This window comes from Paracoccus chinensis, from assembly GCF_900102885.1.
GTDB classification, from domain to species: domain Bacteria; phylum Pseudomonadota; class Alphaproteobacteria; order Rhodobacterales; family Rhodobacteraceae; genus Paracoccus; species Paracoccus chinensis.
Genome location: NZ_FNGE01000016.1, coordinates 34,242 through 59,642, shown reverse-complemented (window position 1 = coordinate 59,642; position 25,401 = coordinate 34,242). Strand labels below are relative to the sequence as shown.

Genomic DNA, 25,401 nt, shown 5'->3' with positions numbered 1-25,401 from the left:
ACGCCCATATCGCCCCACCGCTTCCAACGGTTGTAAAGCGTCTTAGCCGGACCGTATTCCCTGGGCGCGTCGCACCACCGCAAACCATTGCGATTGATGAAGATAATGCCGCTCAGAACACGCCGATCATCAACACGCGGCTTGCCGTGGCTCTTCGGAAAGAAGGGCCGGAGCCGTGCCATCTGCTCATCGGTCAGCCAAAAAAGGTTGCTCATCGATCAGTCTCCTCACGGAGACTGAATCACGCAGCAGCAGGCAAATCAATGGGTCCTGACCCTAGAAAAGCGCAAGGATATCCTTGCCGAGGGAAGGACACGGATGCTTTCATCCCAATGCAGGAAGAGCGGGAAAAGCGGCAACAGGACGACTGCAGCCATCGCAGCGGCAGGATCGAGGCGCTTGAAGGCAAGGCGCCCGATGCCTCGCTGGTGGCGCTGATCGAGTTTCCCTCGCGCGAGGCGGCGATGGAGTTCGCCGCAGATCCCGACTACGCGCCCTTCGGCGAAGCCCGGAAGGCGGGCAGCGTCAGCAACTTCTACCTGATCGACGACACCGACGTGGCGGGAACGATCCCCTGTCTCGGCAAGGGATAAGCGCCGCACTTGGCATCCGGCAGCCTTGGCCGGGCCGGGGGTCTGCCCTGCAGACCGCCGCAGTTCGGGGCGGCTGCAAGGCAGAACCCGGTCACGGGCGATTGACGTTCCTGCAGATGGCCGCAAGCATCGCCCCTTGAACTTGCGCCGCGACTGGCAGGCGGCCTGGCAATGGAAGGAACGCCGAATGGGAAACGAGCTGGGCTATGTCCCGCCGAAGGTCTGGGTGTGGGATCAGGAAAGCGGCGGCAGGTTCGCCTCGATCAACCGACCCATTGCCGGCCCGACGCATGACCGCCCCCTGAATGTGGGGCGGCATCCGCTTCAGCTTTATTCGATGGGCACGCCCAATGGGGTGAAGGTCACCATCATGCTGGAAGAGTTGCTCGAAGCGGGCCACGAGGGGGCCGAATACGACGCCTGGCTGATCCGGATCGGCGACGGCGACCAGTTCGGCAGCGGCTTCGTCGAGGTGAACCCCAATTCGAAGATCCCGGCGCTGGTGGACCGGAGCGGCCCTGTTCCGGTGCCGGTCTTCGAGTCCGGCGCGATCCTCGTCTACCTGGCCGAGAAGTTCGGCGCCTTTCTTCCCGCCGAGGGCGCCACGCGGGCGGCCTGCCTCTCCTGGCTGTTCTGGCAGGTGGGCAGCGGGCCATACCTCGGCGGCGGCTTTGGCCATTTCTACGCCTATGCCCCCGAAAAGTTCGAATACCCGATCAACCGCTTCGCCATGGAAACCAAGCGGCAGCTTGACGTGCTGGACCGCCGCTTGGCCACCAGCGAATATGTCGGCGGGCCCGAGTTCACCATCGCCGACATGGCGATCTGGCCCTGGTACGGCCAGCTGGCACGGGGCGAGCTTTATGACGCCGGAGAGTTCCTGCAGGTGCAGGACTACCGCCATCTCCAGCGCTGGACCGAGCAGGTCTGGGCCCGGCCTGCGGTGCAGCGCGGCTACATGGTGAACCGCGTCAGCGGCGACCCGTCCACCCAGCTTCTCGAGCGCCACGACAAGGGTGACTTCGAGGCCCTGAAGCGCAGTGCCAGCGGCGACCGCCATGAAAGGGCCTGAGGCCGGGACCCAGGACATGGCATGTAAGGGCGAGGCGGTCCGCCTGCCCTAGATCCCCTGCCCGCATGACGGGCGGGCAGTTCGCGCCTGCGGCGACAAGTTCCGCCCGCACAGCCTTGCCGCCTGCATAAATCTGCGCCTTGCAGGTTGCGGCAGGGACGTTTCAGGTGGGCGACACCCGCGAATGCCGCCGAGCATCGCGCAGGAACCCAAGGGTCCCCTGCCCCGTCCTTGCGCCCACCTGATCCGGTTTCGGCAGACTACTCCGCCGTCCACCCGCCATCGACCATGAGGGCCGAGCCCGTGGTCAGGGCCGAGGCGTCCGAGGCGAGGAAGACCGCCGCGCCCACGATATCCTGCACCTGGCCCAGCCGTCCCAGCTTGATCTTGCCAAGCACCTCCTGGTGGAAGGCCTCGTCGGTGAAATAGGGCTGCGTCAGAGGTGTCTCGATGAAGGTCGGGCAGATGGTGTTCACCCGGATTCCTTGCGGACCCAGCTCGATCGCCATGGACTTGGAAAAGCCCTCGATCGCCCATTTCGACGCGCAGTAGATGCTGCGCTTCGCCGAGCCGATATGACCCATCTGCGAGGACATGTTGATGATCGACCCGCCGCGTCCGGCGTTGACCATGCCGCGCGCGACCGCCTGCGCGGCGAATACAGCGGCCTTGAGGTTCAGGCCGATGATCAGGTCGAACTCTTCTTCCGTGACATCCTGCACCAGCGCGGGCCGGTTCGTGCCCGCGTTGTTGACGAAGATGTCGAAGGGCTCGCGCGCCTTGATCTCGCGGGCGAAGGCGTGAATGTCCGTCACGTCCAGCGCCAGGGTGTCGGCGGTGCCGCCTGCGGCGACGATCGCCTCGGCCACCTCGGTGATCTCGGAGGCCGAGCGGGCGCAGAGCGTCACCGCCGCCCCTGCCGAGGCCAGCGCCTCGGCCACCCCGCGTCCGATGCCGCGCCCAGCCCCGGTGACCAGGGCCCGCTTTCCGGTCAGGTCGAAGTTCGCCCGCATCATTCTGCGGCACCTCCATAGGGAATGTCCCTTCCGCCGTAGCGGCGGACACGGATGTTGGCCTGTTCGGCATGGCCGACGAAGCCTTCGAGCATGCACAGGCGCGAACAATAGGCGCCGATCTCGGCTGCCGCCTCGTCCGTAGTGACGCGCTGGTAGGTGTGGGTCTTGAGGAACTTGCCCACCCACAGCCCGCCGGTATAGCGGCCCGCCTTTCGGGTCGGCAGCGTGTGGTTCGTCCCGATGACCTTGTCACCATTCGCGACATTTGTGCGCGGCCCGAGGAACAGGGCGCCGTAAGAGGTCATGTGGTCCAGATACCAGTCGTCGCGGTCGGTCATGACCTGCACATGCTCGCTGGCGATGTCATTGGCGACCTGCAGCATCTCGTCGTGACTGTCGCAGAGGATCACCTCGCCATAGTCGCGCCAGCTTGCGGACGCGGTCTCGGCGGTGGGCAGGATCTGCAGCAGCCGCTCGACTTCGGCCATCGTGCCTTTGGCCAGAGCCCGCGAGTTCGTGACCAGCACGGCGGGGCTGTTGTAGCCATGCTCGGCCTGCCCCAGCAGATCGGTGGCGCAAAGCTCGGCGTCCACCGTGTCGTCGGCGATCACCATGGTCTCGGTCGGGCCCGCGAACAGGTCGATGCCGACACGGCCGTAAAGCTGGCGCTTGGCCTCGGCCACGAAGGCATTGCCGGGGCCAACCAGCATGTGGACGGGCTGGATGGTCTCGGTCCCCAAGGCCATCGCGCCGATCGCCTGGATGCCGCCGAGGACATAGATCTCATGCGCGCCGGCCAGGTGCATGGCGGCGATCACCGCCGGGTTGGGGCGCCCCTTGAACGGCGGCGTGCAGGCTACGATCCGCGGCACGCCCGCGACGCTGGCCGTCAGCACCGACATATGCGCCGAGGCGACCATCGGGAACTTGCCGCCGGGCACGTAGCAGCCGACCGACTGCACCGGGATGTTCTTGTGACCCAGGATCACGCCGGGACGCGTGTCGACCTCGATGTCCTGCATCGAGGCGCGCTGGGCCTCGGCAAAGCGGCGGATCTGCGCTTGGGCGAAGCGGATGTCCTCCAGGTCGCGCGGGCTCAGCTCCGCGATCAGGGCGTCGATCTGCTCCTGCGACAGCCGGAAGCTGTCGGGGGCGTAGTTGTCGAACTTCTGGCTGAGTTCCCGGACGGCGGCGTCGCCGCGCGTCTCGATGTCCTTCAGCGTGGCCTCGACGGTGGCACGGGTGCGGCTGTCGTCCTGGTCGCGTTCCGCGTCGGACTTGCCGCGCTTGAGATATGTGATCGCCATTCCTGCCCCCTTAGCCCAGCATTCCGGTGTCGCCGCAGACCGAGATCGCCTGCCCCGAGATCGTGCGGGCGCGCGGGCTTGCCAGATACAGGATCTGGTCGGCGATCTGCTGCGGCGTGACGTATTCCTTGATCGAGGTGTGCGAGAACGCCTCGCTCTCGGCCTGCTCGAAGTCGATGCCCCGGGCGTCGGCGCGCGATTGCAGCACCCGCCGTTGACGCTCGCCCGCGACCAGCCCGGGCAGGATCGCGTTCACCCGGATGCCGTCCCCGCCCAGTTCCATCGCCATGGACCTGGTCAGGCCGATTACCCCCCACTTTGCCGCCGCATAAGGGCTGCGCAGCTTGAAGCCCAGGCGTCCGGCCAGCGAGGAGATATTGACGATCGAGGGGTTGGCGCTGCTGCGCAGATGCGGGACGGCCCGGCCCGTGGTGACGAACTGGCTGGTCAGGCAGATGTCAAGGCATTGCCGGACGGCGTCCAGCTCCAGTTCCTCGATACGGCCGGTCGGCCCCGCGATGCCGGCGTTGTTGACGAGGCAGTCGAGCCCTCCCAGCGCCGCGATGGCATCGTCCATGAAGCCTGCCAGCGCGCCCGCGTCCTGCACGTCCACGCGGCGGCGGAACACACCTTCGGGAAGCGTCGCCAGACCCGCCTCGTCGATGTCGCAGGTGGCGACCTGGGCGCCCTCGGCAAGGAAGGCGTCCACGATGGCGCGGCCGATGCCGCCCGCGCCTGCCGTGACGATGATGCGGGCCTTGCCCAATGAAAGATCCATGTGCGTTTTTCCTTATCGGCCCGTGAAGACCAGCGAGAGCCAGGGCAGGAAGCTGATGATGGCCAGGTCGACCAGCAGGATGATCACGAAGGGCACCACCGCCCGGGCGATCTGCGGAATGCCGATCCCTGCGATCTGCGAAGCGATGAACAGGTTCAGGCCGACGGGCGGCGTGAACATCCCCATCGCAAGGTTCACCACCATGATGACCCCGAAATGCACCGGATCGATGCCGAAGCTGAGCGCGATGGGCAGCAGGATCGGGGTGAAGATCAGGATGGCGGCGGCCGCTTCGAGGAACATGCCGACGAACAGCAGCAGGATGTTGACGAGGATGATGAACATCCAGGCGCTGTCGATCGCACCGACGACGAACTCGGAAATAACCGTGGGCACCTGCAGCGACAGGATGATCCGGCCGTAAAGCCCGGCCGCCGCGATGATCGACAGCACGACCGCAGAAGTGATGGCGCTGTCGCGCAGGATCAGGGGAATCTCGCGCAGCGGCAGCTCGCGATAGATGATGCCGCCGACCAGCAGAGAATAGACGACCGCGACGACGGCGGCTTCGGTCGGGGTGACGATGCCGCCGTAGATCCCGCCGAGGATCAGCGTGGGCATCAGCAGGGCGAGGATGGCCGAGCGCCCGGCGCCCAGCACGTCACGGACGCCCGTCACCTCCTCGACCGGCATGTGAAGGTTGCTGGCGTGGATGCGGGCATAGATCAGAAGCGAGGCCACGACCACGAGGCCCGGCAGGAAGCCGGCCATGAACATGTCGCCCACCGACTGGTTGGCCGAGATGGCATAAAGGATCATCGGGATGCTGGGCGGAATGATGACGCCAAGCGCCCCGGCCGCAGCCTGGTTCGCGGCGGCGAAAGGCTTGCCGTAACCTTGGGCGGCCATCGCCGGGATCAGGATGGCGCCCACGGCGGCCGTGGTGGCTGCGCCCGAACCCGAGATCGCGGCGAAGAAGGCCGAGGTCACGATCGCGACCATCGCCAGCCCGCCCGTGGTGCTGCCGACCAGCGTCTTCGAGAAATCGACCAGCCGCTTCGAGATCCCGCCCGCCTGCATCAGGTTTCCCGCAAGGATGAAGAAGGGAATCGCCAGCAGCGGGAACGAGTTGACCGACCGGATCATCTCCTGCGGGGCGATCAGCAGGGGCATGATGTCGCCCTGCCAGATGGTCACGACGGCCGCGAGGCCAAGTGCAAAGGTGACGGGAACGCCGATCAGCAGAAGCAGAAGCAGAAGTCCGAACAGAAGCGCGATCATGCTGCCGCATCCTTCTTGCCAGAAAAGTCATCCGCGATGATGGCCAGTGCGTTCAGGAAGATCAGCGCCGCCCCCGCAGGCATCGCCCCGTAAAGCCAGGCCATCGAGACGCGGGTGCTGGGCGCGGTCTGTGTGGCCACCCGCTCGGTGATCGCCAGCCCGTACTTGAGCAGGACAAAGGCGAAGGTGCATGACGCCAGCGCGATCAGCAGGTGGACGACCCGGCTGACCTTCGGCCCCGACATGGACGTCAGCAGATCGACCGCGATCAGCGAGCCCTGCCGATAGGCATAGGCCGCCCCCAGCATCGTCATCCAGACCATCGAGAAGCGCGAGACTTCCTCGGAAAAGGTCAGCGAGCTGCCCATCACGTACCGGGCAAAGACCTGCCAGCTGATCAGGACCGTCATCACCAGCATCAGCGCGGCGAGAAGCCAGCCGACAAGCCAGTTTATGCCGTCCACCGTGCGGACGACCTTGCGCAGCGCATCACGCATCTGCGACCTCCTGAGGGAATGTAGGAAATGGGGGGCTTTCGCCCCCCTTGTCGTTACTGCGCCGCTTGGAAGTTCGCAGCGGCGTCGACCAGCTCGGTTCCGACAGTGTCCTTCCACTTGTCGATGACCGGCTGGACGGCCTCGCGGAAGGGCGCGAGATCGGGACGGGTGACTTCCATTCCCAAGGCTTCCAATTCGCCCACCAGACGCTCATCCATCTCGCGCGAAGCCGCACGCTGGACCGGAGTCGCGATCCTGGCGGCTTCGAGGACAATGGCCTGATCCTCGGGCGAGAGAGAGTCGAAAAGCTGCGCGCCGATCATCAGCGGCGCCGGCGAGTAGACGTGCTGGGTCATGGCCAGGTAGTCCTGAACCTCGTTGAACTTGACGTCGTAGATCGTCGGGATCGGGTTCTCCTGGCTTTCCATCACGCCCTGCTGCAGCGCGGTGAAGACCTCGGTCCAGGCCATGGGGGCGGCATTCGTGCCAAGCGCCGTCCAGGTATCGACCTGCACGCTGCTTTCCTGCGTCCGGTGCTTGATGCCCTTCAGGTCCTCGAGCGCATTGATCGGGCGGACGCTGTTGGTTTCGTAGCGGAAGCCGTTTTCCATCCAGCCGATGATCTTGACCCCGGCCGCTTCCTGCAGCCGCTGGGCCAGCGCGTCGCCATGCTCGCTGTCAAGGAAGCCGTGGGCATGGGCGTGGTCGCGGAAGATGTAGGGTAGGTCGAACAGCAGGAACTCGCTCGTGAAGCCGCCCATCGGGCCGGTCGAGGTGACGCCCATGTCGATCAGGCCAAGCCCGATGCCTTCGACCACCTCGCGCTCGGCGCCCAGCGCGTTGTCGTAATGGGGGCGGATCTTGAGCCGCCCTTCCGACAGGCGCTCCAGTTCCTCGCCGAACTTGTGGACGCCGACGGCATGATGCGACTGCGCGCCAAGCGCCAGGCTGACGTCGAACGTGCGGCTTTCCTGCGCCAGCGCCGTCGAGCCCAGCAGAGCCATGACGGTAGTGATTCCCATGATGTTGAAGTGCCGCATTTTCAGGACCTCCCCTCCTTCAAGCTGCGTAACAGGGCTCGTCAAAGCCCCTCATCTGTGATCTCAGTTACGCTAGTTTCCAAACCTCTGCCCCGTCAACCCACAAATATATTCATTATTTGCTGGACATTACTTGGGCCGAGGATCAGTTTGCGCCGAAACTGAGATCACACTCTGGTGGAGGAGACATGATCCGGGGCAGTGAATCAGACAGCTGGTCCCGGCTGGGACCCCTGACCTTCGACGAAGGCACGACGGCCCAGGCGCAGGTCTATGCGCGGCTGCGGGACGCCCTGATCAGCGGCTATTTCCGCCCGGGCGAGGAAATCAGCCTGCGCCGCGCCTCGACCGCGCTCGGGACCAGCGTGACCCCTGTCCGCGAGGCCCTGCGCCAGCTGGAAAGCGACGGCGGGCTCGAGGTCTTCGGCGGCAACCGCGTGCTGCGCGTGCCGGTCCTGTCGGAAGCCGAACTGATCGACATCCGCGACATCCGCATCAACCTGGAAAGCCTTGCGGCCGCCCAGGCGCTTGACGGCATCGGGCCTTCGCAGATGCGGCTCATCTCGAACGCCTGCGCCGTCATGCAGCGGGCGGCCGACACGGGCGACGCCGACCTCTATCTGGAAAGCAACTGGCGCTTCCATTCGCTGATCTACCGCGCGGCCGCGCGCCCGATCCTGATGGGCGTGATCGAACGGATGTGGCTGCGCGTCGGCCCCCTGATCCGGCTGGCGGTCACGGCCCCTAACCACTTCGGCCGCTCGATGGAAAGCCACCGCGCCGCCGAGCTTGCCCTGCGCAAGCGCGATGCCTCGGCCCTGCAGGCCGCCATCATCCGCGACATTTCCGATGCCGCGTCCGATCTGGGCCGGACGCTGTGCGACTACGGTCCGGCAAAAGTTGCCGGCAAGGCTTGAGCCCTGGAACGGGAGAAGGATCGATAACATGGCAAGGACCGTTTCCATCATCGGCTGCGGCCTGATCGGCAGAGCCTGGACAATCGTCTTTGCAAGGGCGGGACTGGAGGTCCGCGTGTGGGACGCCGACCCCGCAGCCCTGGCAAGCGCGAGGGACAGGCTGCAGGAGACCTGCGTCGAGGCGGGGGAAGACCCCTCGATCCTGGCCCGCGTCACGCTCGCCGCGGACATGCAGTCGGCGCTGGAAGGCGCGGAATGGGTGCAGGAAAACGGCCCCGAGCGGATCGAGATCAAGCGCCGCATCTATGCTGATCTCGACCGGCTGGCCGCGCCCGAGACGATCCTCGCCTCCTCCAGCTCGGCCCTTGTCGCCTCGCAGTTCGCCGAAGGGCTCGAAGGAAGGCACCGTATCCTCGTCGCCCATCCCGTGAACCCGCCCCATGTGATCCCGGTGGTCGAGCTCTGCCCTTCCCCGGACACGGCCCCCGAGGTCATGGACCGCGCCGAAGCGCTGATGCGGGACGTCGAGCAGGTTCCCGTGCGGCTGTCGCGCGAGATCGACGGCTTCGTCCTGAACCGCCTTCAGGCAGTGCTGCTGGCCGAGGCGCTTTCCCTTGTCGAACAGGGGATCGTCTCGCCTGAGGGCCTGGACGATACCGTCTGCCACGGCTTGGGGCGGCGCTGGACGCTGCTGGGGCCGCTCGCGACGATCAACCTGAATGCACCGGGTGGGGTCGCGGACTACCTCGACCGCTACGGCCCGACGATGGCGCGCCTCAGCGACAGCGCCGCGCGGGGCGAGGCCTTCACGCGCGAGGCCGGAGAGATCACCGCCGCCGCCCTGCCGGGCAGCGACCGGGTCGCCGAACTCAGCCGCAGCCGCGACAGGAAGCTGGCGGCGCTGGACAAGTTTCTGAAGTCCCTGAAGGAAGAGAAGTAAGCATGGCTGCCAAACGCAAGGTCATCATCACCTGCGCCGTCACGGGCGCGATCCATACGCCCTCGATGTCGGAGCACCTGCCGGTCACGGCCTCGGAAATCGCCGAAGCGGCGATCGGGGCTGCCGAGGCGGGCGCAGCCGTCGTCCACCTTCACGCGCGCGATCCGCAGGACGGCCGCCCCGACCAGACCCCCGAGGCCTTTGCGCCCTTCCTTCAGGTGATCAAGCAGCGCACGGACTGCGTGGTCAACATCACCACCGGCGGTGCGCCGACCATGACCATCGAGGACCGGGTGCGCCCTGCCGCGACATGGAAGCCGGAACTGGCATCGCTCAACATGGGCTCGATGAACTTCGGCCTGTTCCCGATGCTCGCGCGCTTCGAGGGTAAGCTGAAGCACGAATGGGAACGCGAATACCTCGGCAACAAGGGCATCCTGTTCCGCAACACCTTCGCGGACATCGAGCACATCATCACCACCCTGGGCGCGAACGGCACCCGCTTCGAGTTCGAGTGCTACGACACCGCGCATCTTTACAACCTCAAGCACTTCCACGATGCCGGGCTGGTCAAGGGTCCGCTGTTCATCCAGACGGTCTTCGGCCTGATGGGCGGGATCGGCGCGCATTACGACGACGTCATGCACATGAAGCGCACGGCCGACCGTCTGTTCGGCGACCAGTACCGCTGGTCCGTCCTGGGCGCCGGCAAGAACCAGCTTCCGGTGGCGGCGATCGCGGCGGCGCTGGGTGGTCACGTCCGCGTCGGGCTCGAGGACTCGCTCTGGGCCGGCCCCGGCCGCCTTGCCATCAGCAACGCCGAACAGGTCACCGCGGTCCGGCAGATCATCGAGGGCTTGGGCCTCGAGATCGCGAGCCCGGACGAGGCGCGGGACATGCTGGCGCTCAAGGGCGCTGACACGGTCGGCTTCTGACCCGCGACAAGGCCGGCCTGCCCGTCAGGCCGGCCAGTTTGGGGTTCGGGCACTTTGAGGCTGCCTTGGCCAATGTTCCGAACCTGGCACAGGGCTGACCAAGTTCCGAGCCGACCGGCATCCCGTGATCATGGCTCTGCTCTTTGTGCCTCGGCCGATCCACAGCGACGTGCTCTCGCGCTCATGCCTCCGGTCGAACAAAGCTCTGCGGCCCGCCCTGCCCTTGTTCCCGCCTCGCAAATTCCGGCGACAGCAGATCAACTGACTGGCGGGAGGCCGCCTCCTTTGAAGGTGCCGAAGCGATGCTCGGGGTCGGCGGTGGGATGAAGGACCTGCCATCCATGATGCCAACTTGGCACACCTTCTTTCCACGTTTCCCACTCACGATCCCATCGACGAGTACGGGCGCACGGACCTGACGGCTCTGACCGTGGCGGTGCTGTTCCTGCTGGCGACTTTCCTGGCACCTTCCGGATCGGTCCCCGCCGCGACATGGATCGCCGCCGCGCTGTTCGTCATGCGCTTCGTCTTCTTCGCCGAAGGCTGAGGCAGGAAGCGCCGGTGGGCGGATCGATGTTTCGCCTGCCGGGACCTCGGATGACTGCAGCCCCAAGGCGCGTTGGGGTCAGGAGCTTCGCCGCTGCGCCGGGATGATGCCTGAATGTGTAATGCTTCACTCAAGCAAGAAAAGCATTCCTCAGGCATGAGCCTTGAGGTCTCTCCTATGCCGACGCGCGTTCATGCTGAGGCTGGTCGACCCGATCAATCATTCCCGGACGAGCGAAGTCTCGATCAAAGCTCGACTCCGGCGCCGCGCGCTGTGTTGCGGACGTGATCGTGCATCCTTTCCCTTGCCGCCTGGCTGTCGCCGCGTTCCAGCGCCTCGACGATCGCCCAGTGCTCGGCGATGGATTGCAGCATCCGGTCGGGGTTCGTGTTCGGGATGGGGTGGCGCTGGGTTTCGGTCACCAGTTGCTGGACGGTCCGGTAGAGGTTCGTCAGCATCCGGTTGGGACAAGCCGTGGCGATGCCGAGGTGAAAGGCCAGGTCCGCCTCGACATGCGCCACCAGGTCACCGGCGGTCCAAGCCTCCTCGAAGGCCTGGGCGGCGGCGTTCAGATCCGCAAGGACCGAGGGCGTCATGGCCGTCGCGGCCAGGCGGCACAGTTCCGCCTCGATCAGGATGCGGGTCTGGAAGACGTCGCGCAGGTCATGCGCGTCGTCATACCGCCAGGCAGGCAAGGCCGGGCGGGACGCAGGGTCCAGCACGAAGGTGCCGCGCGCGGGCAGGGTCTGCACGAGGCCCAATGTTTCCAGCGTCAGCAGCGCCTCGCGCAGCGAAGGGCGCGACACGTTCAGCTGGTCCGCCAGCACCCGCTGCGAGGGAAGCTTCTGCCCCGGCTTCAGTTCGCCTGACCGGATCATCTGCTGCAAACGACGGGCAATCGCCTCGGTCAGCGGACCCTTGTCCCACATCATGTCCGTCATCCCTTCCTGCGGCACTTCCGGTCCCCCCTGCTGGCCCTTCAACATAAATGTTGCAAAGCCTTCCTGCGCATGGCTCAATACTGGTCAGACCGGTTTGCCCGGTCAAACCAAAAACAAGCACAACGGGGAAGTATCATGCGCGGGAACAGAATGCGACGGCTGGGACTGGCACTGGCGCTGCTGGCGGGCTCGGTGGGGGCTGCCGTGGCCCAGGACAAGCTGACGGTGGGCGCCAACATCGGCAACGTTCCGTGGGAGTTCCAGGACGACTCGGGCAAGTTCGTGGGCTTCGAGATCGACCTTGTCGCCGCCATCGCCGAGCGCCTGGGGGCCGAGGTCGAGACGGTGAACATCCCCTTCAACGGCCTGTTCTCGGCCGTGCAGTCGGGCCGCATCGACATCGCGACCTCGTCCATCACCATCACCGACGAGCGGCTGAAGTCGGTCAGCTTCGCGCAGCCCTATCACGACAGCGACCAGTCGCTGACCGTGGCCGAGGGCGGCCCCGCCTCGCTTGACGAGATGAAGGGCAAGGTCGTGGGCGTGGACACCGGCTCGACCGGCGACATGTGGGCCAGCGCGCAGCAGGGCACCTACGGCTTTGCCGAGATCCGCCGCTACGAGGGGCTCGCGCCCGCCATGCTGGATCTGACGGCAGGGCGGATCGACGGCTATGTTTCCGACATCCCAGCGCTGCTTTACTACGTCAAGGACAAGCCGAACCTGAAGGTCGTGGCACGGATCGAGACGGGCGAAAAGTACTCGATGATGTTCGCCAAGGACGCGGAACTGGCGACGCGCGTGAACACGGTGCTGGACGAACTGAAGACCAGCGGGTTCATGGCCGAACTGCACGAGAAATGGTTCGGCGTGGCACCCGACGCGGGCTCCTCGACCGTCACCGTGCTGCCGATGCCTTCGCTGAACTGATCCGGCGCGCGCGGGTCCGGGGGACGTCCCCGGGCCCGGCCTGCGGAGCACCGGCATAGGAATTACATGGATCTTTTCGACACCTTTCTGAACGCCGAGGTCATGCGGCGCAGCATGCCCATGCTGATGCAGGGCCTGTGGATCACGCTGCAGCTTGGTCTGGCCAGCATCGTGGCGGGACTTGCCCTGGGACTGGGGCTGGCGATGGTCCGGCTTTACGCCGCCGCCCCGCTGCGGGTGCTTGCGCGGGTCTACATCGACATCTTCCGTTCGATTCCGCTGCTGGTGCTGCTGATCGTCGTCTATTACGCCCTGCCCTTCGTCGGCCTGCGCTTGTCGCCCTTCGTGTCGGCCATGTCGGCGCTGACGCTGGTGTCGGGCGCCTATACGGCCGAAATCTTCCGCGCCGGAATCGAGGCGATCCCCAAGGGCCAGTTCGAGGCCTCGGCCGCCCTGGGGCTCAGCCCGACGCAGACCATGGTGGACGTGATCCTGCCGCAGGCGGTCAAGATCGTGATCCCGCCGCTGACCAACAACTCGATCAACGTGGTCAAGGATACCGCGCTGGCCTCGGTCGTGGCGATGCCCGACCTGCTGAAGCAGGCGACGCAGGCGCAGGCCCTGGCTGCGAACCCGACACCCCTGATCGTGGCCGCCGTGATCTACGTGGCCTTCCTGTGGCCCCTGGTCGCCGCCGTGTCGCGGATGGAACGCCGCTTTGCCGCAAGGAGGCGCTGAGATGACCGGCTTTGTCAGCATCCGGAACCTGCGCAAGTCCTATGGCAGCTTCGAGGTCCTGAGAGGCATCAACCTTGACGTCGCCAAGGGCGAGGTGGTCTGCGTAATCGGCCCCTCGGGGTCCGGCAAGTCCACGCTGATCCGCTGCATCAACCGGCTGGAAGGCTTCTCGCCCGAAAGCGAGATCCTCGTGGACGGCATCCCCGTCGCCACAGGCCGCGCGCTTGCCCGCGTGCGGGCCGAGGTCGGGATGGTGTTCCAGTCCTTCAACCTGTTTCCGCACCTGACCGTGCGCGAGAATGTCATGCTGGCCCCGCGCCGGGTGCGCGGCACCTCTCGCGCCGATGCCGCGCGGCGGGCCGACCAGCTTCTGGCCCGCGTGGGCATCGCCAACCAGGCCGACAAGTACCCCGAGCATCTGTCGGGCGGCCAGCAGCAGCGCGTCGCCATCGCCCGCGCGCTGGCCATGGACCCACAGGTGATGCTGTTCGACGAACCCACCAGCGCGCTCGACCCCGAGATGGTGGGCGAGGTGCTGGACGTGATGCGCGACCTCGCCCGCACCGGCGTCACCATGATCGTCGTCACCCACGAGATGGGCTTCGCCTCGCAGGTCGCCGACCGCGTGATCTTCATGGACGCAGGCCAGATCGTCGAGCAGGGCCCGCCCGCCCAGATCCTTTCCAACCCCGTCGAGCCGCGCACCCGGAACTTTCTCGGCGCCGTGCTGAACCATTGAAGGCAAAGAACAGATGACACCTTTAGACATGGACCATGTCCGGTCCCGGTTCCCCGGGCTGCGCGACGACTGGGCCTTCTTCGACAATGCGGGCGGGTCGCAGATCTGCCAGCCGGCGCTGGACCGGGTGGTCGAGTTCCTGACCCACCGCAACGTCCAGATCGGCGGCAGCTACGCGGTCTCGCAGGCTGCGGCCGAGGCCCTGCAGATGGGGCGCGAGGCCGCCCGGGTGCTGGTCAACGCCGCCCGCCCCGAGGAAATCGTCTTCGGCCCCTCGACCACGGTGCTGCTGCAGAACCTCGCCACCGCCATGCGCAGCCAGTTCCGCCCGGGCGACGAGGTGATCGTCACCATGGCCGACCACGAAAGCAACATCGGCCCCTGGATGCGGCTGAGGGACTTCGGCGTGACCGTAAAGGTTTGGCCGCTGAACCCGCAGACTCAGGACCTTCAACTGTCGGACCTCGCGCCCCTGATGACCGACCGCACGCGGCTGGTCTGCGTGACCCATGTGTCGAACATCCTGGGCAAGGTCCATCCGGTCGCCGATTTCGCCCGCTTCGTGCATGAGCGCGGCGCGCTGATCTGCGTGGATGCGGTCGCCTACGCGCCCCACCGGCTGATCGACGTTCAGGCTTGGGACGTCGATTACTATGTCTTCAGCCTCTACAAGGCCTATGGCCCTCATGGGGCGCTGATGTACGGGAAATACGACCTGCTGGCCGAGCTGGACGGGCTGTATCACTATTTTTACGGCAAGGACAAAGTCCCCGGAAAGCTGGAGCCCGGCAACCCCAGCTACGAATCCGCCTACAGCACCGACGGGATCGTGGACTACCTGACCACCCTTGCCCGCCATCACGGCGCTACCGGCGACCGCCGCGCGCTGGTCGCCGCCGCCTATGAGCTGATCACGGCGCAGGAGGACCTGCTGACCGACCGCCTGCTGTCCTGGCTGTCCTCCCGCAACGACTGCCGCATCATCGGCGAGGCGGCGAACCAGGGCAGCACCCGCGTCCCCACCATCGCCTTCAAGTTCGACGGCCGGGATTCGGGCGAGATCGTCCGCGCGGTGGACGACCACGGCATCGCCATGCGCTTCGGCGACTTCCACTCGCGCCGCCTGGTCGAGCACCTGGGACAGGATCACGCGGGCGGCGTCCTGCGCGTCTCGATGGTGCATTACAACACGGTCGAGCAGGTGGACCGGCTGACCGAGGCGCTGACCTCGATCCTAGCCCGGGCGGCGGCATGACCGCGCTGGACCTCGTCGTCCGAGGGGGAACGGTCGTCACCGCCTCGGACAGCTACCGCGCGGATGTCGGCATCCGCGACGGGCGCATCGTCGCGATCGGCGAGGCCCTGACGGGGGCCGAGGCGATCGACGCGGACGGCCTGCTGGTGCTGCCCGGCGGGATCGACGCTCATGTGCATCTGGATCAGCCAACTTCGGACGGCACGGTCATGGCGGACGATTTCGCCAGCGGCACGCGCTCGGCCGCGGCAGGCGGCAACACGACGGTCCTGCCCTTCGCCCTGCAGATCAGGGGCCAGTCCCTGCGCGCCTGCGTCGAGGACTATCACCGCAAGGCCGAAGACCGCTGCCACACCGACGTGTCCTTCCACTTGATCATCAGCGATCCAACGCCCCAGGTGCTGGGACAGGAGCTGCCGGCGCTGGTCCGGGACGGCTATACCTCGTTCAAGGTCTTCATGACCTACGACGACCTCGTGCTGAACGACGCCCAGTTGCTGGACGTCTTCGAGGTCGCCCGGCGCGAGCGCGCACTGGTGATGGTCCACGCCGAGGGGCACGACGCCATCAAGCACCTGACCCGCCGCCTGGAGGCCGAGGGCCGGACCCCCCCTTTCTTCCACGGCCAAGCCCATGCCCAAGTCGCTGAACGCGAGGCCACCCACCGGGCCATCAGCCATGCCCAGCTGATCGACGTGCCCATCGTGATCGTCCACGTCTCGGGCCGCGAACCGATGGAGCAGGTCCAGTGGGCCCGGGCACGCGGGCTCAAGGTCCACGCCGAAACCTGCCCGCAGTACATCGCGCTGACCGCCGACGACCTTCGCGGGCTGAACATGGATTTCGAGGGCGCGAAATACGTCTGCTCGCCCCCGCCGCGCGACGCCGACAGCCAGGCGGCGATCTGGCAAGGGCTGCGCGACGGCACCTTTGACCTTTTCTCCTCCGACCATTGCCCCTTCCGCTTCGAGGGGCCGGCGGACACCGGCAAGAACAATCCCCGCGCCCGAACCTCGTTCCGCTGGGTGCCGAACGGCATCCCCGGCGTGGAAACCCGCTTGCCGATCCTGTTTTCCGAGGGCGTGTCCAAGGGCCGCATCACCCTGCAGCGCTTCGTGGCCCTGACCTCGACGAATCCCGCGCGGCTTTACGGTCTGTATCCGCAGAAGGGCAGCATCGCCGTTGGTGCGGACGCCGACCTGACGCTGTGGAACCCGACCCTGACCCGCAGGATCCGGCAGGCCGACCTGAACCACGGCTGCGACTACACGCCCTACGAAGGGCTGGAGGTCACCGGCTGGCCAGTCCGCACCCTCCTGCGCGGGCGCACCATCGCGCTGGACGGCGTCCCGGTTGCCGAACCCACGGGGAGCTACCTGCCCCGTGGAACCAGCGAGGCATTTGCACAAGCAGGACATGGACTGGCCCCGGTCCTCTGAACCGGCAGACGACCCTCGGCTACGCTGCGTCGGACCCTGCCCCTCCGCCTGACCGCAGAGGCAGCGGAACGATGACTGTTGCCCTTGGCGAAGGCGGCGAAGCGCACCCTGCCCTCCTCCGGTTCGCTCTGAGCCGGGCACGATATTGTCCTGCCTGGTCAGGCGTCAACGAACGCCCTCTCCTGAAAGTTCATCGCCGCGCCCTGCTGAGGAACAGTCGCCGTGGTGCCTGCCGGAGGTAGACCCAAAACGTCGGAAAGCGTTCCATCACGGTCGGGAACTCGTCCCAGTTCTGCGCGCCCATGCAGTCAGCCGAGCCGAAATGGGCAGCGGTGCCCACCGGAGCCACGCGCTGCGAAAGTGCGATCGTTCCTCTCATCGTCCTTCAGCACCGGGCCGTGCGGGGCAGCGGCGATGATCAGTCCTTGTAGGGGTCGAACTCATTCCCTCCGGCCATGCAGACGATCAGCGGCCTGAGGGTGTGGATGATCCGGACGGTGCTGCCATGATGGGCCAGAACGTCGCCCAGCTTCTTGTAGACCTCGGGCGCCTCGTCAGCGCCCGCGCCGCGAAGATGGGTGCCGGATTGCGCGATCCTGAGCCGCACCGCTTCGAAGTCCACCGCTCCACCCTCGGTATACCACTCGGTGATCTTCTTGATCCTGCCGTCCGGCTGCCTCTGCTCGACGATGCGCTTGCGCCGTTTGCCGGCAGCCCTGGTGCGCGACATGATCCGTCCCGCGCCGTGGATGGTCGAATAGAAGGCCGCGCGTGACAGTTCGCTGTCCACGCCCTCGACGATGACCGACACGTCGCCCATCGAGGACCCGATGAAGCTGCGCTGACCGGGGAAGGCCGGGGTGGCGCCCTTCCGGACGACCCAGTAGCTCTCTCCGCCGTGGGTTTCCTGCCATGCGAAGTTGTGGTGGTTGTGGACTTCCTCGATGATCCTGCCGCCCAGGATGCCGACCACGGTCTCGCACACCCAGTCCCGACCGGCATAGGCATAGTCGCCCGCAAGCCGCATCGCCCGGATGTAGTCGCGCCCGTGGCGGCTGCCGACATCCAGCGTGTTCGGGGTCTCGTCCACGATGTTCGGGTTATCGCCGGCGCGCTTCATGAAATGCGTGGCAATGGCGTGGCCCAGCCCGCGCGACCCGAAATGCGCCCCGACCCAGATCCGGTCCGCCTCGTCGGCAAAGACGTCAACATAATGGTTGCCCGAGCCGATCGTCCCAAGCTGGTCCAGCGCCTTCTTCTTGAGATCAGGGTTGCTCTTGAGGAACCCGACCTCGTCCCAGGCCGGATCGTCGAAGACACGGTGAACGACAGGCGTGGCGTTCTTGCGCCCGATGCCGAAGGACAGGCTTGCATAGATCTCGTCGGCAAGCCGCGAAAGGCGGCCCTCGATGTCGCCGAGGCTGAGGTTCGTCAGGACGGCCTTGTTCCCGCAGGCGATGTCGAACCCCACGCCTGCGGGCGGAACCTTGTCCTTGTAGACTGCGACACCGCCGACGGGCATGCCGTAGCCCTTGTGGTTGTCGGCCATCAGCAGCATGGCCTCTGCCTCGACGGCGCAGCGCTCTGCCTGGGCGAGGGTGGCCGGGTCGGCCTTGCCGAAGACCCTGACCGTCATCGCCCGCGGCCCGCGCGCCTGGTTCCGTTCCGGGGTTCCCTCGGCATCCTCGGTCCTCGCTTCAAGTCGTCCCGACGTTCAAGTGCAGAGGCGCTGAACGGTTCCCCGGTCGAGCAAGCCGGTATGCCCATCGGCGGGCAGGATCTGGATGCGCCTCCTGGCCTTCGACCTCTCCCGCTGCACGGCTGGCGGACATGGCGACTCAGACGACTGAAGCCTGGAAATCTGATAAATCTAAGCTGCCGGCACCTGTTACGCCGGAGTTGGAGGGTTGATCGTGCTGAAAGTCCTGCTGCTCGGAGGAGTCGGGATCATGCCCCTGCTCTGCCCGGATGCCGTTGCCGCGGCCCCCTCGGTTGCGCGCGGCGAATACCTGGTCACGGGTCCGGCAGGTTGTGGCAACTGCCATACGCCGCTTGGTCCCGAGGGACCCGATTTCTCCAGAGCGCTCGGCGGACGTCTGGTGGACGAAAACCCGGCCTTCACCGCCTATGCACCAAACATCACGCCCGGCGGGCGGATGGCGCGCTGGACCGACGAGGAACTTGTCCGCGCGATCCGCGAAGGGCGGCGGCCTGACGGAACACTGATCGGGCCGCCGATGCCCTTCGCGCTTTATCGCGGGCTGTCGGACGATGACGTGCATTCCATCGTGGCCTACCTCAGGACGTTGCCGGCCGTGGAAGGCGAGCAGCCGGACAGTGTCTACAACATCCCGCTTCCACCCGACTACGGACCGCCGGTCGTCAGCGTCGCCCATCCCGAAGAGGGCGTGACGGTGGACTATGGCGCCTATCTCGCCGGACCCGTGGCCCATTGCATGGAATGCCACACACCGCATGGTCCGCAGGGGCCGATGCTCGAAACCCATGCCGGGGCCGGCGGCTTCGAGTTCCGCGGGCCATGGGGCGTTTCGGTTGCCGCGAACCTGACGCCCCATCCGGAGGATGGCATTGCCAGATACAGCGACGAGCAGTTGAAGGCGATGATCACGCAAGGCGTCCATCCGGACGGAACGCCGATGATGCCCCCGATGCCGTATGCCTATCTGGCAAGGATGACCTCGGACGATCTTGATGCGATCATACTGTACCTGCGCAGCCTGAAGCCGCTGCCGCTGCATCATTGACGCAAGTATCGCCGCAAAGACTGACACGGCGAGGAAGTCATCGCGGGGTCATCCGTCCTATTCGGGCGTTCCCGCCTCCCGCAGCGCATCCCCCAGCAATGTCCTCAGCGTGGCGTCCGTGAAGGGTAGCACCGTAAAGAATCTTTGCAGGCTTGCGCCGGGGTAGCGGGTGCGCAGGACGGCCTGCCAGGCCCGGGCGCCGGAACTGTCCCCTGCCCGCTGGCAGACCGCCACAGCGATCATCAGCATGGCAATGTGGGCATGGGGCGCCCGTGCGCCCCTGTTCGCCCAGACGACCGCCTCGTCAGGGCACCCCGCGGCAAGCAGGGCCACGGCCTTGCAGGCCTGCATCGCGCAAAGCATCGGGTCGAGCGGGCTCAGCGCGATGGCATGGTCCATGTCGGCAAGGCAGTCGGCGGTCCGGCCGGCCAGCATGGCGGCGAAGCCGCGCGAGTAATAGCCCTTGGCATAGCTCGGGCTGAGTTGCACGGACCGGTCGAGCCACGGCCTGCCGTCCTCGGGCCGGTCGAGCAGCAGGAACAGGCGTCCTTCGGCAAGATTTGCGAAGGGGTCCAGCGGGTCGAGATCGAGGCTGCGTTCGGCATGGGCCTGCGCCTGTGCCACGGCCAGGGGGCGGTCCTGCGTCCATCTCATCGCCGCCGACTGGTAGCTGGTGAAGGACAGGGCCGCGAAGGCGCTGGCGAAGTTCGGGTCCAGGCGCGTCGCGCGCTCGAAGTAGCCGGTGGCGATGGCATTGTCGGCTTCGGTGAAACGGAAGATGTGCTGCAGCCCGAGGTGATAGGCTGCCCAGGCGTCCAGTTGCTCGGTCGGGCAGGACCGGGCGCGCAGGGCCTCGTTCAGGGGGATCTGGATTTCCAGCGCGGCCAGAACGGCGGACGCGATGTCCGCCCGCGTCTGGTGGATGTCCTCCAGGCTGCCGTGAAACTGCTCGGCCCAGACGACGGCCCCGGATCGGAGGTCCGAAAGCTCGATCGAGGTCACGATCTTGCGGGCCACATGCTCGATCGTCCCCGAAAGCGCATAGGTCGCGCCCAGTGCGAGGGTGCTGGACTGCGGCGATTTCGTGCCTCGCAAGCGGAATGTCGTTTCCTGCGCCAGCACCTGAAGCCAGCGCAGACGCGACAGGCCGGCGATCAGGTCGGCCGGCACCGCGTCCGCGACAATCCCGGACCCGCCGGATGGCCCCACGTGGCGGAACGGCAGGATGGCGAGGCACGGCCTTGAACCACCCTGTCGGGCCTCAGTTGCCGCGCCGCTCTCCTCTGCAATCCGGGGCCGCCCCGCAGCCGGCTGGTTCGACACATCCGCCACGAAGCGGAAACCCCGTCCGCGCATCGTGCGGATGAACCGCTGCGCCGCGCCGTCGTCGCCCAGCGCCTTTCGCAGGGACTTGAGCACGGTCGAGACCGCCGCATCCGAGATGAAGCGCCCACCCCAGACGGCCTCGATCGCCTCTTCCCGCGTGACGAGCCGGTCCCGCCGTTCCACGAGCAGCAGCAGCAGGTCGTAGGCCTTGGGCTCAAGCGCGACCGGGCCGTGGGGTCCGGACAGTTCCGTGCGGCCCGTATCAAGGGAGAACTCGCCCAGGCGGTAGATCATCGCCCCGGTCCTTTGCAGGCCCCACGATCTTACCACGAAATCCCCACGCTGTCCTCAAGCACGGCCATAGGGCGACAGCTATCTTCGGCCCCGGTCCAGGACCCCGACAGACCGGTCCCGGACGCAAAGCCACCCCTTGGAGGACTCAGGCATGAACATGACATCGACCGCTCCCGACGTCTCCCATCCCGATTATGCCGCCATAAAGACCCGCCAGCAGGCTGCTTGGGCGTCCGGCGACTACGCCCGCATCGGCGTCACCCTGCAGATCGTGGGCGAGACGCTGGCCGAGGCGATGGACCTGCCCGCGGGCGCAAGTGCGCTGGACGTGGCCGCCGGCAACGGCAACGTGACCCTTTCGCTCGCCCGGCGCGGGGCGGCGGTGGTCTCCACCGACTACGTGCCTGCGCTGCTGGATCGGGGGCGCCAGCGCGCCGAGGCCGAAGGGCTGCCCATTGCCTTCCAGGTTGCCGATGCCGAGGCGCTTCCCTTTGCTGACGGCAGCTTCGACGCCGTGACCTCGACCTTCGGCGTGATGTTCGCCCCCGACCAGGACCGGGCTGCGGCCGAGATGCTGCGCGTCTGCCGCCCCGGAGGCCGGATCGGGCTGGCCAACTGGACACCCGACAGCTTCATCGGCGAGGTGTTCCGCACGCTCGGCCGCTACATGCCCCCGCCTGCGGGCCTGAAGCCACCGTCTCGCTGGGGCGACCGCGCCTGGATCGAGGCGACCTTCGGCCCGGCCGCCAGCGCGATCACCTTCACCCCGAAGTCATTCGTCTTCCGCTACGCCTCGCCGCAGGACTTCCTGGACGAGTTCCGCCGCTTCTACGGCCCGATCCACAAGGCTTTCCTGGCGCTCGATGCGGCAGGGCAGCAGGGGCTCGAGCACGACCTGCTGGCCGCGATGGCGCGCTTCAACTCGGCCACGGATGGCACCCTGCGGCTGCCTTCGGAATATGCCGAGATCGTGGTGACCAAGGCCTGACGAGCCACGCGTCTCGCGGCGCTGTCAGGCTGGAGCCCGGCACCTGTGCCAGGCGCTTCGTGTGGCGGACCAAGCCACCCAGCTTCCCAAGAGGACCGCCTTTGCCCGGCCCGGTTCACTCAGGGACAAGATGGGCAGCACGGTCCGTCATCCCGGCGTTGAGATTGAGGGCGCGGTGAGCCGTTTGGGTGGCATCGACACTTGCACACAGGACGACCGGCGGCCCTCCGCCGGTCGTCTTTCTCCGTGCACAGGGGTTCGGCATCTGCCGAGCTGTGGCGCTCACGAAGGATGATATCTGCGGTGTCAGCGCGGTGCTTCGAAACCGCGCGGCCACTGCCCTCAGCAGTAACGCTCGACGAAGGCCATCTGGTGATCGCCGTAGCGGTCGCCATGGGCAAAGCCGACCGGAAGGACGCGCTCGATCGCTGCAATGTCGGCGGCGTCGAGACGGGGAACCTGCCAGTCGTGCAGATGCTCCGCCTTCCGCGTGCCGGGGATCGGAATGATGTGATCCCCCTGCGCCAGAACCCAGGCAAGCGCCGCCCCCGGGACCGACCAGCCCCGCGCGGCGCAAAGGGCGCGGAAGGGCGCGATAGCCGCGAGGTTGGCCGAGAAGTTCGGCTCGGTGAAGCGCGGGTTGGTGTCGCGGAAGTCGATGCCGGCGCGGAAGGCACGCTTCAGGGGCTCGCGCCCGAACATCCCGCGGCCCAGCGGAGAGAAGGCGACAAAGGCCACGCCCAGTTCCCTGCAGGCCTGGATCAGGCCGAGCTGCGGCAGGCGCGTCCAGAGCGAGAACTCGTTCTGGACCGCAGTCACCGGATGCTCGGCATGGGCGCGGCGCAGGGTCGAGGGCGCGACTTCGGACAGGCCGTAGCCGCCGATCTTTCCCTCGTGAACCAGCCTGCCCATCGTCCCGGCGAGATCCTCGACGGGGATCTCGGGCTGGCGGCGGTGGATGTAATACAGGTCCACATGTTCGCGCCCGAGCCGCCGAAGCGAGGCCTCGAGGCATTGGCGGATGTAGGACTCGTCGTTGCGGACCGTCCGCGGCGGCCCGGTGACGATGCCGCACTTGGTGGCCAGATGGATGTCGCGGCGCCCCCACCTGCCGATGATCCGTTCCGAGATGCCCATGCCGTAGATGTCGGCCGTGTCGAAATGGGTGATGCCGGCATCCGCCGCCGCGTCGAGGCAGGCCAGCGAGGTCGCCTCGTCCGTAGGGCCGAAGATCCCGCCAAAGCTCATGGTGCCGAAGCCGATGGCCCCGACGTTGCGGGTACCGAGCCGTCTTTGTTCCATCTGCGCCTCCTCTTGCCGGGACGCGGCAGGGAAGCGTGCCCGGTCCTGCCCGTCAAGGGACGGCGGCCGCATCGCGCGCATTTGGCATTGCTCGGCAATCGGCCGTCCAGACGGCGCAGAGCGGATTTCCCAAATGAGCTATCCACACTGACACACCGGAAGGAAGCTGTCGATGGCATTCGCCTTGCGGGACGCGATAGCCCGCCGTGACAGGTTCCACCGTGCGGGAATGACAGAGTGTGGATGCCGGACCCGTCTTCGGTCCCCGTTCACAGCCTGGAGGGCAGCGGCCTGAGAGGGCGTATCGAGGTCCTGCTCGGGCCGAAACCGCCGCTCTGCCCGGGACCTCCGCGCGGGACCCTCGTCGTTCAGGCGCGACATCGGCTGCCTGCCTTCGGTCCTCCCCCGCGCCGCCTGACGCGGAGAAGATTGCAGCATGAGTGCTGCCGCTTATTCGAAATCGTCGCCGCCATCGTCGAAGCCGGCCTCGTCATAGCCGGCCTCTTCCTCCATCGGCTCCTCGGCGGGGGGCTCGGATGCGGCCGCGTCGCCGGCGAACATGCTGCCGATGGCGTTGCCCAGCAGCACGCCGCCCGCCACGCCCATGGCGGTCTGCGCCGCGCCCGCCATGAAGCCGCCGCCACCGCCTACCGGGCGGCCGCTGCTCCAGGGTCCGGCCCCCTGCCTCGGCAGGGGCGACTGCCCGTATCCCTGCCGTGCACGCGGCGCCATCGGCCGCTGCGGCTGGCCGCCGCCGAACAGGCGCCCGAACATGCCGCCGCCCTGCTGGGGCTGGCGCTGCATCTGCTCCAGCTCCTCGATCTGCTGCTGGGCCGAGTTCAGGGCGTGTTCCTGCACGATCACGGTCTGGGCCAGGTAGTAGGCCGCGCCGGGGTTGCGGGCGATCAGGTCGGCGATCAGGGCCTCGGCTTCAGGGTCGCGATGCGGCTGCGCGCGGCTGGCCTGCGACAGCTTGCCGAACAGACCCTCGATGGCCTGCCTGTCGTTGTGATCCATGACGTCTTCTCCTTCTTGTCTTGCGTCACTCGTCCTGCTGGCCGGTCAGGCTCAGCAGAAGCTGGAAGATGTTGATGAAGTTCAGGTACAGCGACAGCGCGCCCATCACGGCCAGCTTCTGCTGCGTCTCGGCGTCGTGATGCTCGGCATAGGCAAGCTTGATCGACTGCGTGTCCCAGGCGGTCAGGCCGACAAAGACCAGGATGCCGATGATCGAAATGGCGAACTGCACCGCCGAGGAGCCCAGGAAGATGTTGATGATGCTGGCGATGACCACGCCGATCAGGCCCATGATCAGGAAGCTGCCGAGCTTCGACAGGTCGCGCCGGGTGGTGTAGCCGTAAAGGCTCATGCCCGCGAACATGGCGGCCGCGCCGAAGAAGGCGCGCGCGATCGAGGCGCCGGTGAAGACCAGGAAGATCGAGGCGAGCGACAGCCCCATCACCGCGCAGAAGGCCCAGAACAGCGTCTGCGCCGTGGCGCCCGAGACGGTCTCGATCCGGAAGGACAGGAACATCACGAAGGCCAGCGGCGCCAGCATGACCACCCACTTCAGCGGCGTGCCGAAGATCGGCACGTAGATCGCCGGGACCGAGGCGACCAGCACGGCGACTAGGCCCGTCACCAGAAGGCCGAGGCCCATATAGTTGTAGATGCGCAGCATATGCGCGCGCAGGCCGTCGTCGCGGACGGCGGCAGGTGCGAAGCCGGCGCTGTGGCGGGTCTGGCGTAGGGGTTGCATGG

Annotated in this window: 26 protein-coding genes; 13 read left to right on the top strand and 13 right to left on the bottom strand. The window is 66.7% G+C overall.

Going from position 1 to position 25,401, the window contains the following annotated elements:
* Positions 1-215, bottom strand: a 215-nt coding sequence (locus tag BLQ03_RS14290; RefSeq protein WP_139166748.1) for a transposase, incomplete at its 3' end; no start/stop codon positions are given.
* Positions 216-332: 117 nt separating this feature from the next.
* On the opposite strand from BLQ03_RS14290, the gene BLQ03_RS14285 reads away from it, so the two are divergent.
* Complete coding sequence (locus tag BLQ03_RS14285; RefSeq protein ID WP_090757005.1) at positions 333-593, top strand: DUF1330 domain-containing protein; 261 nt, start codon at positions 333-335, stop codon at positions 591-593.
* Between the two features lie 187 nt (positions 594-780).
* Positions 781-1,665, top strand: a complete 885-nt coding sequence (yghU, locus tag BLQ03_RS14280; RefSeq protein WP_090757004.1) for a glutathione-dependent disulfide-bond oxidoreductase — start codon at positions 781-783, stop codon at positions 1,663-1,665.
* Between the two features lie 260 nt (positions 1,666-1,925).
* On the opposite strand, the gene BLQ03_RS14275 is transcribed toward yghU, so the two are convergent.
* The 6 genes from BLQ03_RS14275 to BLQ03_RS14250 are packed head-to-tail and all read right to left on the bottom strand — an operon-like array spanning position 1,926 to position 7,584.
* The gene (locus BLQ03_RS14275) at positions 1,926-2,681 is read right to left on the bottom strand and encodes an SDR family NAD(P)-dependent oxidoreductase (protein ID WP_175558887.1); all 756 of its coding nucleotides are present in this window, start codon (positions 2,679-2,681) and stop codon (positions 1,926-1,928) included.
* Complete coding sequence (hisD, locus tag BLQ03_RS14270; protein ID WP_090757003.1) at positions 2,678-3,988, bottom strand: histidinol dehydrogenase; 1,311 nt, start codon at positions 3,986-3,988, stop codon at positions 2,678-2,680. The genes BLQ03_RS14275 and hisD overlap by 4 nt, the downstream gene beginning before the upstream one ends.
* A 10-nt stretch (positions 3,989-3,998) precedes the next feature.
* On the bottom strand, positions 3,999-4,766 hold the full coding sequence (locus BLQ03_RS14265) for an SDR family oxidoreductase (protein WP_090757002.1): 768 nt from the start codon (positions 4,764-4,766) through the stop codon (positions 3,999-4,001).
* Positions 4,767-4,778: 12 nt separating this feature from the next.
* Positions 4,779-6,047 carry a TRAP transporter large permease gene (locus BLQ03_RS14260; protein WP_090757001.1) on the bottom strand — a complete coding sequence of 423 codons (1,269 nt, stop codon included), beginning with the start codon at positions 6,045-6,047 and terminating at the stop codon, positions 4,779-4,781.
* Entirely contained in the window at positions 6,044-6,544 is a 501-nt protein-coding gene (locus tag BLQ03_RS14255) for a TRAP transporter small permease (protein WP_090757000.1), read from the bottom strand. Before BLQ03_RS14255 ends, BLQ03_RS14260 begins: the two co-directional genes overlap by 4 nt.
* Positions 6,545-6,597: 53 nt before the next feature.
* Positions 6,598-7,584, bottom strand: a complete 987-nt coding sequence (locus BLQ03_RS14250; protein WP_090756999.1) for a TRAP transporter substrate-binding protein — start codon at positions 7,582-7,584, stop codon at positions 6,598-6,600.
* Positions 7,585-7,772: 188 nt separating this feature from the next.
* Here BLQ03_RS14250 and BLQ03_RS14245 point away from each other — a divergent pair, with 188 nt between their 5' ends.
* The 4 genes from BLQ03_RS14245 to BLQ03_RS14230 all read left to right on the top strand — a co-directional run bounded on the left by BLQ03_RS14245 (position 7,773) and on the right by BLQ03_RS14230 (position 10,923).
* Positions 7,773-8,501, top strand: a complete 729-nt coding sequence (locus tag BLQ03_RS14245) for a GntR family transcriptional regulator (protein WP_090756998.1) — start codon at positions 7,773-7,775, stop codon at positions 8,499-8,501.
* 28 nt (positions 8,502-8,529) lie between these two features.
* The gene (locus BLQ03_RS14240; protein WP_090756997.1) at positions 8,530-9,441 is read left to right on the top strand and encodes a 3-hydroxyacyl-CoA dehydrogenase; all 912 of its coding nucleotides are present in this window, start codon (positions 8,530-8,532) and stop codon (positions 9,439-9,441) included.
* 2 nt (positions 9,442-9,443) lie between these two features.
* The gene (gene kce / locus BLQ03_RS14235; RefSeq protein WP_090756996.1) at positions 9,444-10,376 is read left to right on the top strand and encodes a 3,5-dioxohexanoate:acetyl-CoA acetone transferase; all 933 of its coding nucleotides are present in this window, start codon (positions 9,444-9,446) and stop codon (positions 10,374-10,376) included.
* A gap of 352 nt (positions 10,377-10,728) precedes the next feature.
* Positions 10,729-10,923: a hypothetical protein gene (locus BLQ03_RS14230; RefSeq protein ID WP_090756995.1), complete on the top strand. Its 195-nt coding sequence runs from the start codon at positions 10,729-10,731 to the stop codon at positions 10,921-10,923.
* A gap of 245 nt (positions 10,924-11,168) precedes the next feature.
* Here BLQ03_RS14230 and BLQ03_RS14225 read toward each other — a convergent pair whose 3' ends face one another.
* Positions 11,169-11,864 (bottom strand): FadR/GntR family transcriptional regulator, encoded by a 696-nt coding sequence (locus tag BLQ03_RS14225; protein WP_217629768.1) that lies wholly within the window; start codon positions 11,862-11,864, stop codon positions 11,169-11,171.
* A gap of 135 nt (positions 11,865-11,999) precedes the next feature.
* On the opposite strand from BLQ03_RS14225, the gene BLQ03_RS14220 reads away from it, so the two are divergent.
* From BLQ03_RS14220 to hydA, 5 genes are all read left to right on the top strand, one after another.
* Positions 12,000-12,794 (top strand): transporter substrate-binding domain-containing protein, encoded by a 795-nt coding sequence (locus BLQ03_RS14220; RefSeq protein WP_090756994.1) that lies wholly within the window; start codon positions 12,000-12,002, stop codon positions 12,792-12,794.
* 66 nt (positions 12,795-12,860) lie between these two features.
* Positions 12,861-13,532, top strand: coding sequence for an amino acid ABC transporter permease (locus BLQ03_RS14215; RefSeq protein WP_090756993.1), 672 nt, complete (start codon positions 12,861-12,863; stop codon positions 13,530-13,532).
* Between the two features lies 1 nt (position 13,533).
* Positions 13,534-14,271 carry an amino acid ABC transporter ATP-binding protein gene (locus tag BLQ03_RS14210; protein ID WP_090756992.1) on the top strand — a complete coding sequence of 246 codons (738 nt, stop codon included), beginning with the start codon at positions 13,534-13,536 and terminating at the stop codon, positions 14,269-14,271.
* 13 nt (positions 14,272-14,284) lie between these two features.
* Positions 14,285-15,526 carry a cysteine desulfurase-like protein gene (locus BLQ03_RS14205; protein ID WP_245688931.1) on the top strand — a complete coding sequence of 414 codons (1,242 nt, stop codon included), beginning with the start codon at positions 14,285-14,287 and terminating at the stop codon, positions 15,524-15,526.
* The gene (hydA, locus tag BLQ03_RS14200) at positions 15,523-16,965 is read left to right on the top strand and encodes a dihydropyrimidinase (RefSeq protein WP_090756990.1); all 1,443 of its coding nucleotides are present in this window, start codon (positions 15,523-15,525) and stop codon (positions 16,963-16,965) included. The genes BLQ03_RS14205 and hydA overlap by 4 nt, the downstream gene beginning before the upstream one ends.
* Positions 16,966-17,383: 418 nt before the next feature.
* Here the strand turns inward: hydA and BLQ03_RS14190 are convergent, their stop codons facing one another.
* Positions 17,384-18,601: an RtcB family protein gene (locus tag BLQ03_RS14190; RefSeq protein ID WP_090756988.1), complete on the bottom strand. Its 1,218-nt coding sequence runs from the start codon at positions 18,599-18,601 to the stop codon at positions 17,384-17,386.
* A gap of 313 nt (positions 18,602-18,914) precedes the next feature.
* Between BLQ03_RS14190 and BLQ03_RS14185 the strand changes: the two genes are divergently transcribed.
* On the top strand, positions 18,915-19,730 hold the full coding sequence (locus BLQ03_RS14185) for a c-type cytochrome (protein WP_090757009.1): 816 nt from the start codon (positions 18,915-18,917) through the stop codon (positions 19,728-19,730).
* A gap of 57 nt (positions 19,731-19,787) precedes the next feature.
* On the opposite strand, the gene BLQ03_RS14180 is transcribed toward BLQ03_RS14185, so the two are convergent.
* Positions 19,788-21,350 (bottom strand): winged helix-turn-helix domain-containing tetratricopeptide repeat protein, encoded by a 1,563-nt coding sequence (locus BLQ03_RS14180; protein WP_090756987.1) that lies wholly within the window; start codon positions 21,348-21,350, stop codon positions 19,788-19,790.
* Between the two features lie 151 nt (positions 21,351-21,501).
* Here BLQ03_RS14180 and BLQ03_RS14175 point away from each other — a divergent pair, with 151 nt between their 5' ends.
* Positions 21,502-22,338 (top strand): class I SAM-dependent methyltransferase, encoded by an 837-nt coding sequence (locus BLQ03_RS14175; RefSeq protein WP_245688929.1) that lies wholly within the window; start codon positions 21,502-21,504, stop codon positions 22,336-22,338.
* A 342-nt stretch (positions 22,339-22,680) separates the two neighbouring features.
* Here BLQ03_RS14175 and BLQ03_RS14170 read toward each other — a convergent pair whose 3' ends face one another.
* The 3 genes from BLQ03_RS14170 to BLQ03_RS14160 all read right to left on the bottom strand — a co-directional run bounded on the left by BLQ03_RS14170 (position 22,681) and on the right by BLQ03_RS14160 (position 25,399).
* Positions 22,681-23,640 carry an aldo/keto reductase gene (locus tag BLQ03_RS14170; protein ID WP_090756986.1) on the bottom strand — a complete coding sequence of 320 codons (960 nt, stop codon included), beginning with the start codon at positions 23,638-23,640 and terminating at the stop codon, positions 22,681-22,683.
* A gap of 450 nt (positions 23,641-24,090) precedes the next feature.
* Positions 24,091-24,657, bottom strand: coding sequence for a DUF2076 domain-containing protein (locus BLQ03_RS14165; RefSeq protein ID WP_090756985.1), 567 nt, complete (start codon positions 24,655-24,657; stop codon positions 24,091-24,093).
* Positions 24,658-24,682: 25 nt separating this feature from the next.
* Entirely contained in the window at positions 24,683-25,399 is a 717-nt protein-coding gene (locus BLQ03_RS14160) for a Bax inhibitor-1/YccA family protein (RefSeq protein ID WP_090756984.1), read from the bottom strand.
* Positions 25,400-25,401 lie beyond the last annotated feature (2 nt).

Bases quoted from the DNA above. Each gene is read 5' to 3' on its own strand.
- BLQ03_RS14285 (WP_090757005.1), top strand. From the start codon at position 333: ATGCAGGAAGAGCGGGAAAAGCGGCAACAGGACGACTGCAGCCATCGC.
- yghU (WP_090757004.1), top strand. From the start codon at position 781: ATGGGAAACGAGCTGGGCTATGTCCCGCCGAAGGTCTGGGTGTGGGAT.
- BLQ03_RS14275 (WP_175558887.1), bottom strand. From the start codon at position 2,681: ATGATGCGGGCGAACTTCGACCTGACCGGAAAGCGGGCCCTGGTCACC.
- hisD (WP_090757003.1), bottom strand. From the start codon at position 3,988: ATGGCGATCACATATCTCAAGCGCGGCAAGTCCGACGCGGAACGCGAC.
- BLQ03_RS14265 (WP_090757002.1), bottom strand. From the start codon at position 4,766: ATGGATCTTTCATTGGGCAAGGCCCGCATCATCGTCACGGCAGGCGCG.
- BLQ03_RS14260 (WP_090757001.1), bottom strand. From the start codon at position 6,047: ATGATCGCGCTTCTGTTCGGACTTCTGCTTCTGCTTCTGCTGATCGGC.
- BLQ03_RS14255 (WP_090757000.1), bottom strand. From the start codon at position 6,544: ATGCGTGATGCGCTGCGCAAGGTCGTCCGCACGGTGGACGGCATAAAC.
- BLQ03_RS14250 (WP_090756999.1), bottom strand. From the start codon at position 7,584: ATGCGGCACTTCAACATCATGGGAATCACTACCGTCATGGCTCTGCTG.
- BLQ03_RS14245 (WP_090756998.1), top strand. From the start codon at position 7,773: ATGATCCGGGGCAGTGAATCAGACAGCTGGTCCCGGCTGGGACCCCTG.
- BLQ03_RS14240 (WP_090756997.1), top strand. From the start codon at position 8,530: ATGGCAAGGACCGTTTCCATCATCGGCTGCGGCCTGATCGGCAGAGCC.
- kce (WP_090756996.1), top strand. From the start codon at position 9,444: ATGGCTGCCAAACGCAAGGTCATCATCACCTGCGCCGTCACGGGCGCG.
- BLQ03_RS14225 (WP_217629768.1), bottom strand. From the start codon at position 11,864: ATGACGGACATGATGTGGGACAAGGGTCCGCTGACCGAGGCGATTGCC.
- BLQ03_RS14220 (WP_090756994.1), top strand. From the start codon at position 12,000: ATGCGCGGGAACAGAATGCGACGGCTGGGACTGGCACTGGCGCTGCTG.
- BLQ03_RS14215 (WP_090756993.1), top strand. From the start codon at position 12,861: ATGGATCTTTTCGACACCTTTCTGAACGCCGAGGTCATGCGGCGCAGC.
- BLQ03_RS14210 (WP_090756992.1), top strand. From the start codon at position 13,534: ATGACCGGCTTTGTCAGCATCCGGAACCTGCGCAAGTCCTATGGCAGC.
- BLQ03_RS14205 (WP_245688931.1), top strand. From the start codon at position 14,285: ATGACACCTTTAGACATGGACCATGTCCGGTCCCGGTTCCCCGGGCTG.
- hydA (WP_090756990.1), top strand. From the start codon at position 15,523: ATGACCGCGCTGGACCTCGTCGTCCGAGGGGGAACGGTCGTCACCGCC.
- BLQ03_RS14190 (WP_090756988.1), bottom strand. From the start codon at position 18,601: ATGACGGTCAGGGTCTTCGGCAAGGCCGACCCGGCCACCCTCGCCCAG.
- BLQ03_RS14185 (WP_090757009.1), top strand. From the start codon at position 18,915: ATGCCCCTGCTCTGCCCGGATGCCGTTGCCGCGGCCCCCTCGGTTGCG.
- BLQ03_RS14180 (WP_090756987.1), bottom strand. From the start codon at position 21,350: ATGATCTACCGCCTGGGCGAGTTCTCCCTTGATACGGGCCGCACGGAA.
- BLQ03_RS14175 (WP_245688929.1), top strand. From the start codon at position 21,502: ATGAACATGACATCGACCGCTCCCGACGTCTCCCATCCCGATTATGCC.
- BLQ03_RS14170 (WP_090756986.1), bottom strand. From the start codon at position 23,640: ATGGAACAAAGACGGCTCGGTACCCGCAACGTCGGGGCCATCGGCTTC.
- BLQ03_RS14165 (WP_090756985.1), bottom strand. From the start codon at position 24,657: ATGGATCACAACGACAGGCAGGCCATCGAGGGTCTGTTCGGCAAGCTG.
- BLQ03_RS14160 (WP_090756984.1), bottom strand. From the start codon at position 25,399: ATGCAACCCCTACGCCAGACCCGCCACAGCGCCGGCTTCGCACCTGCC.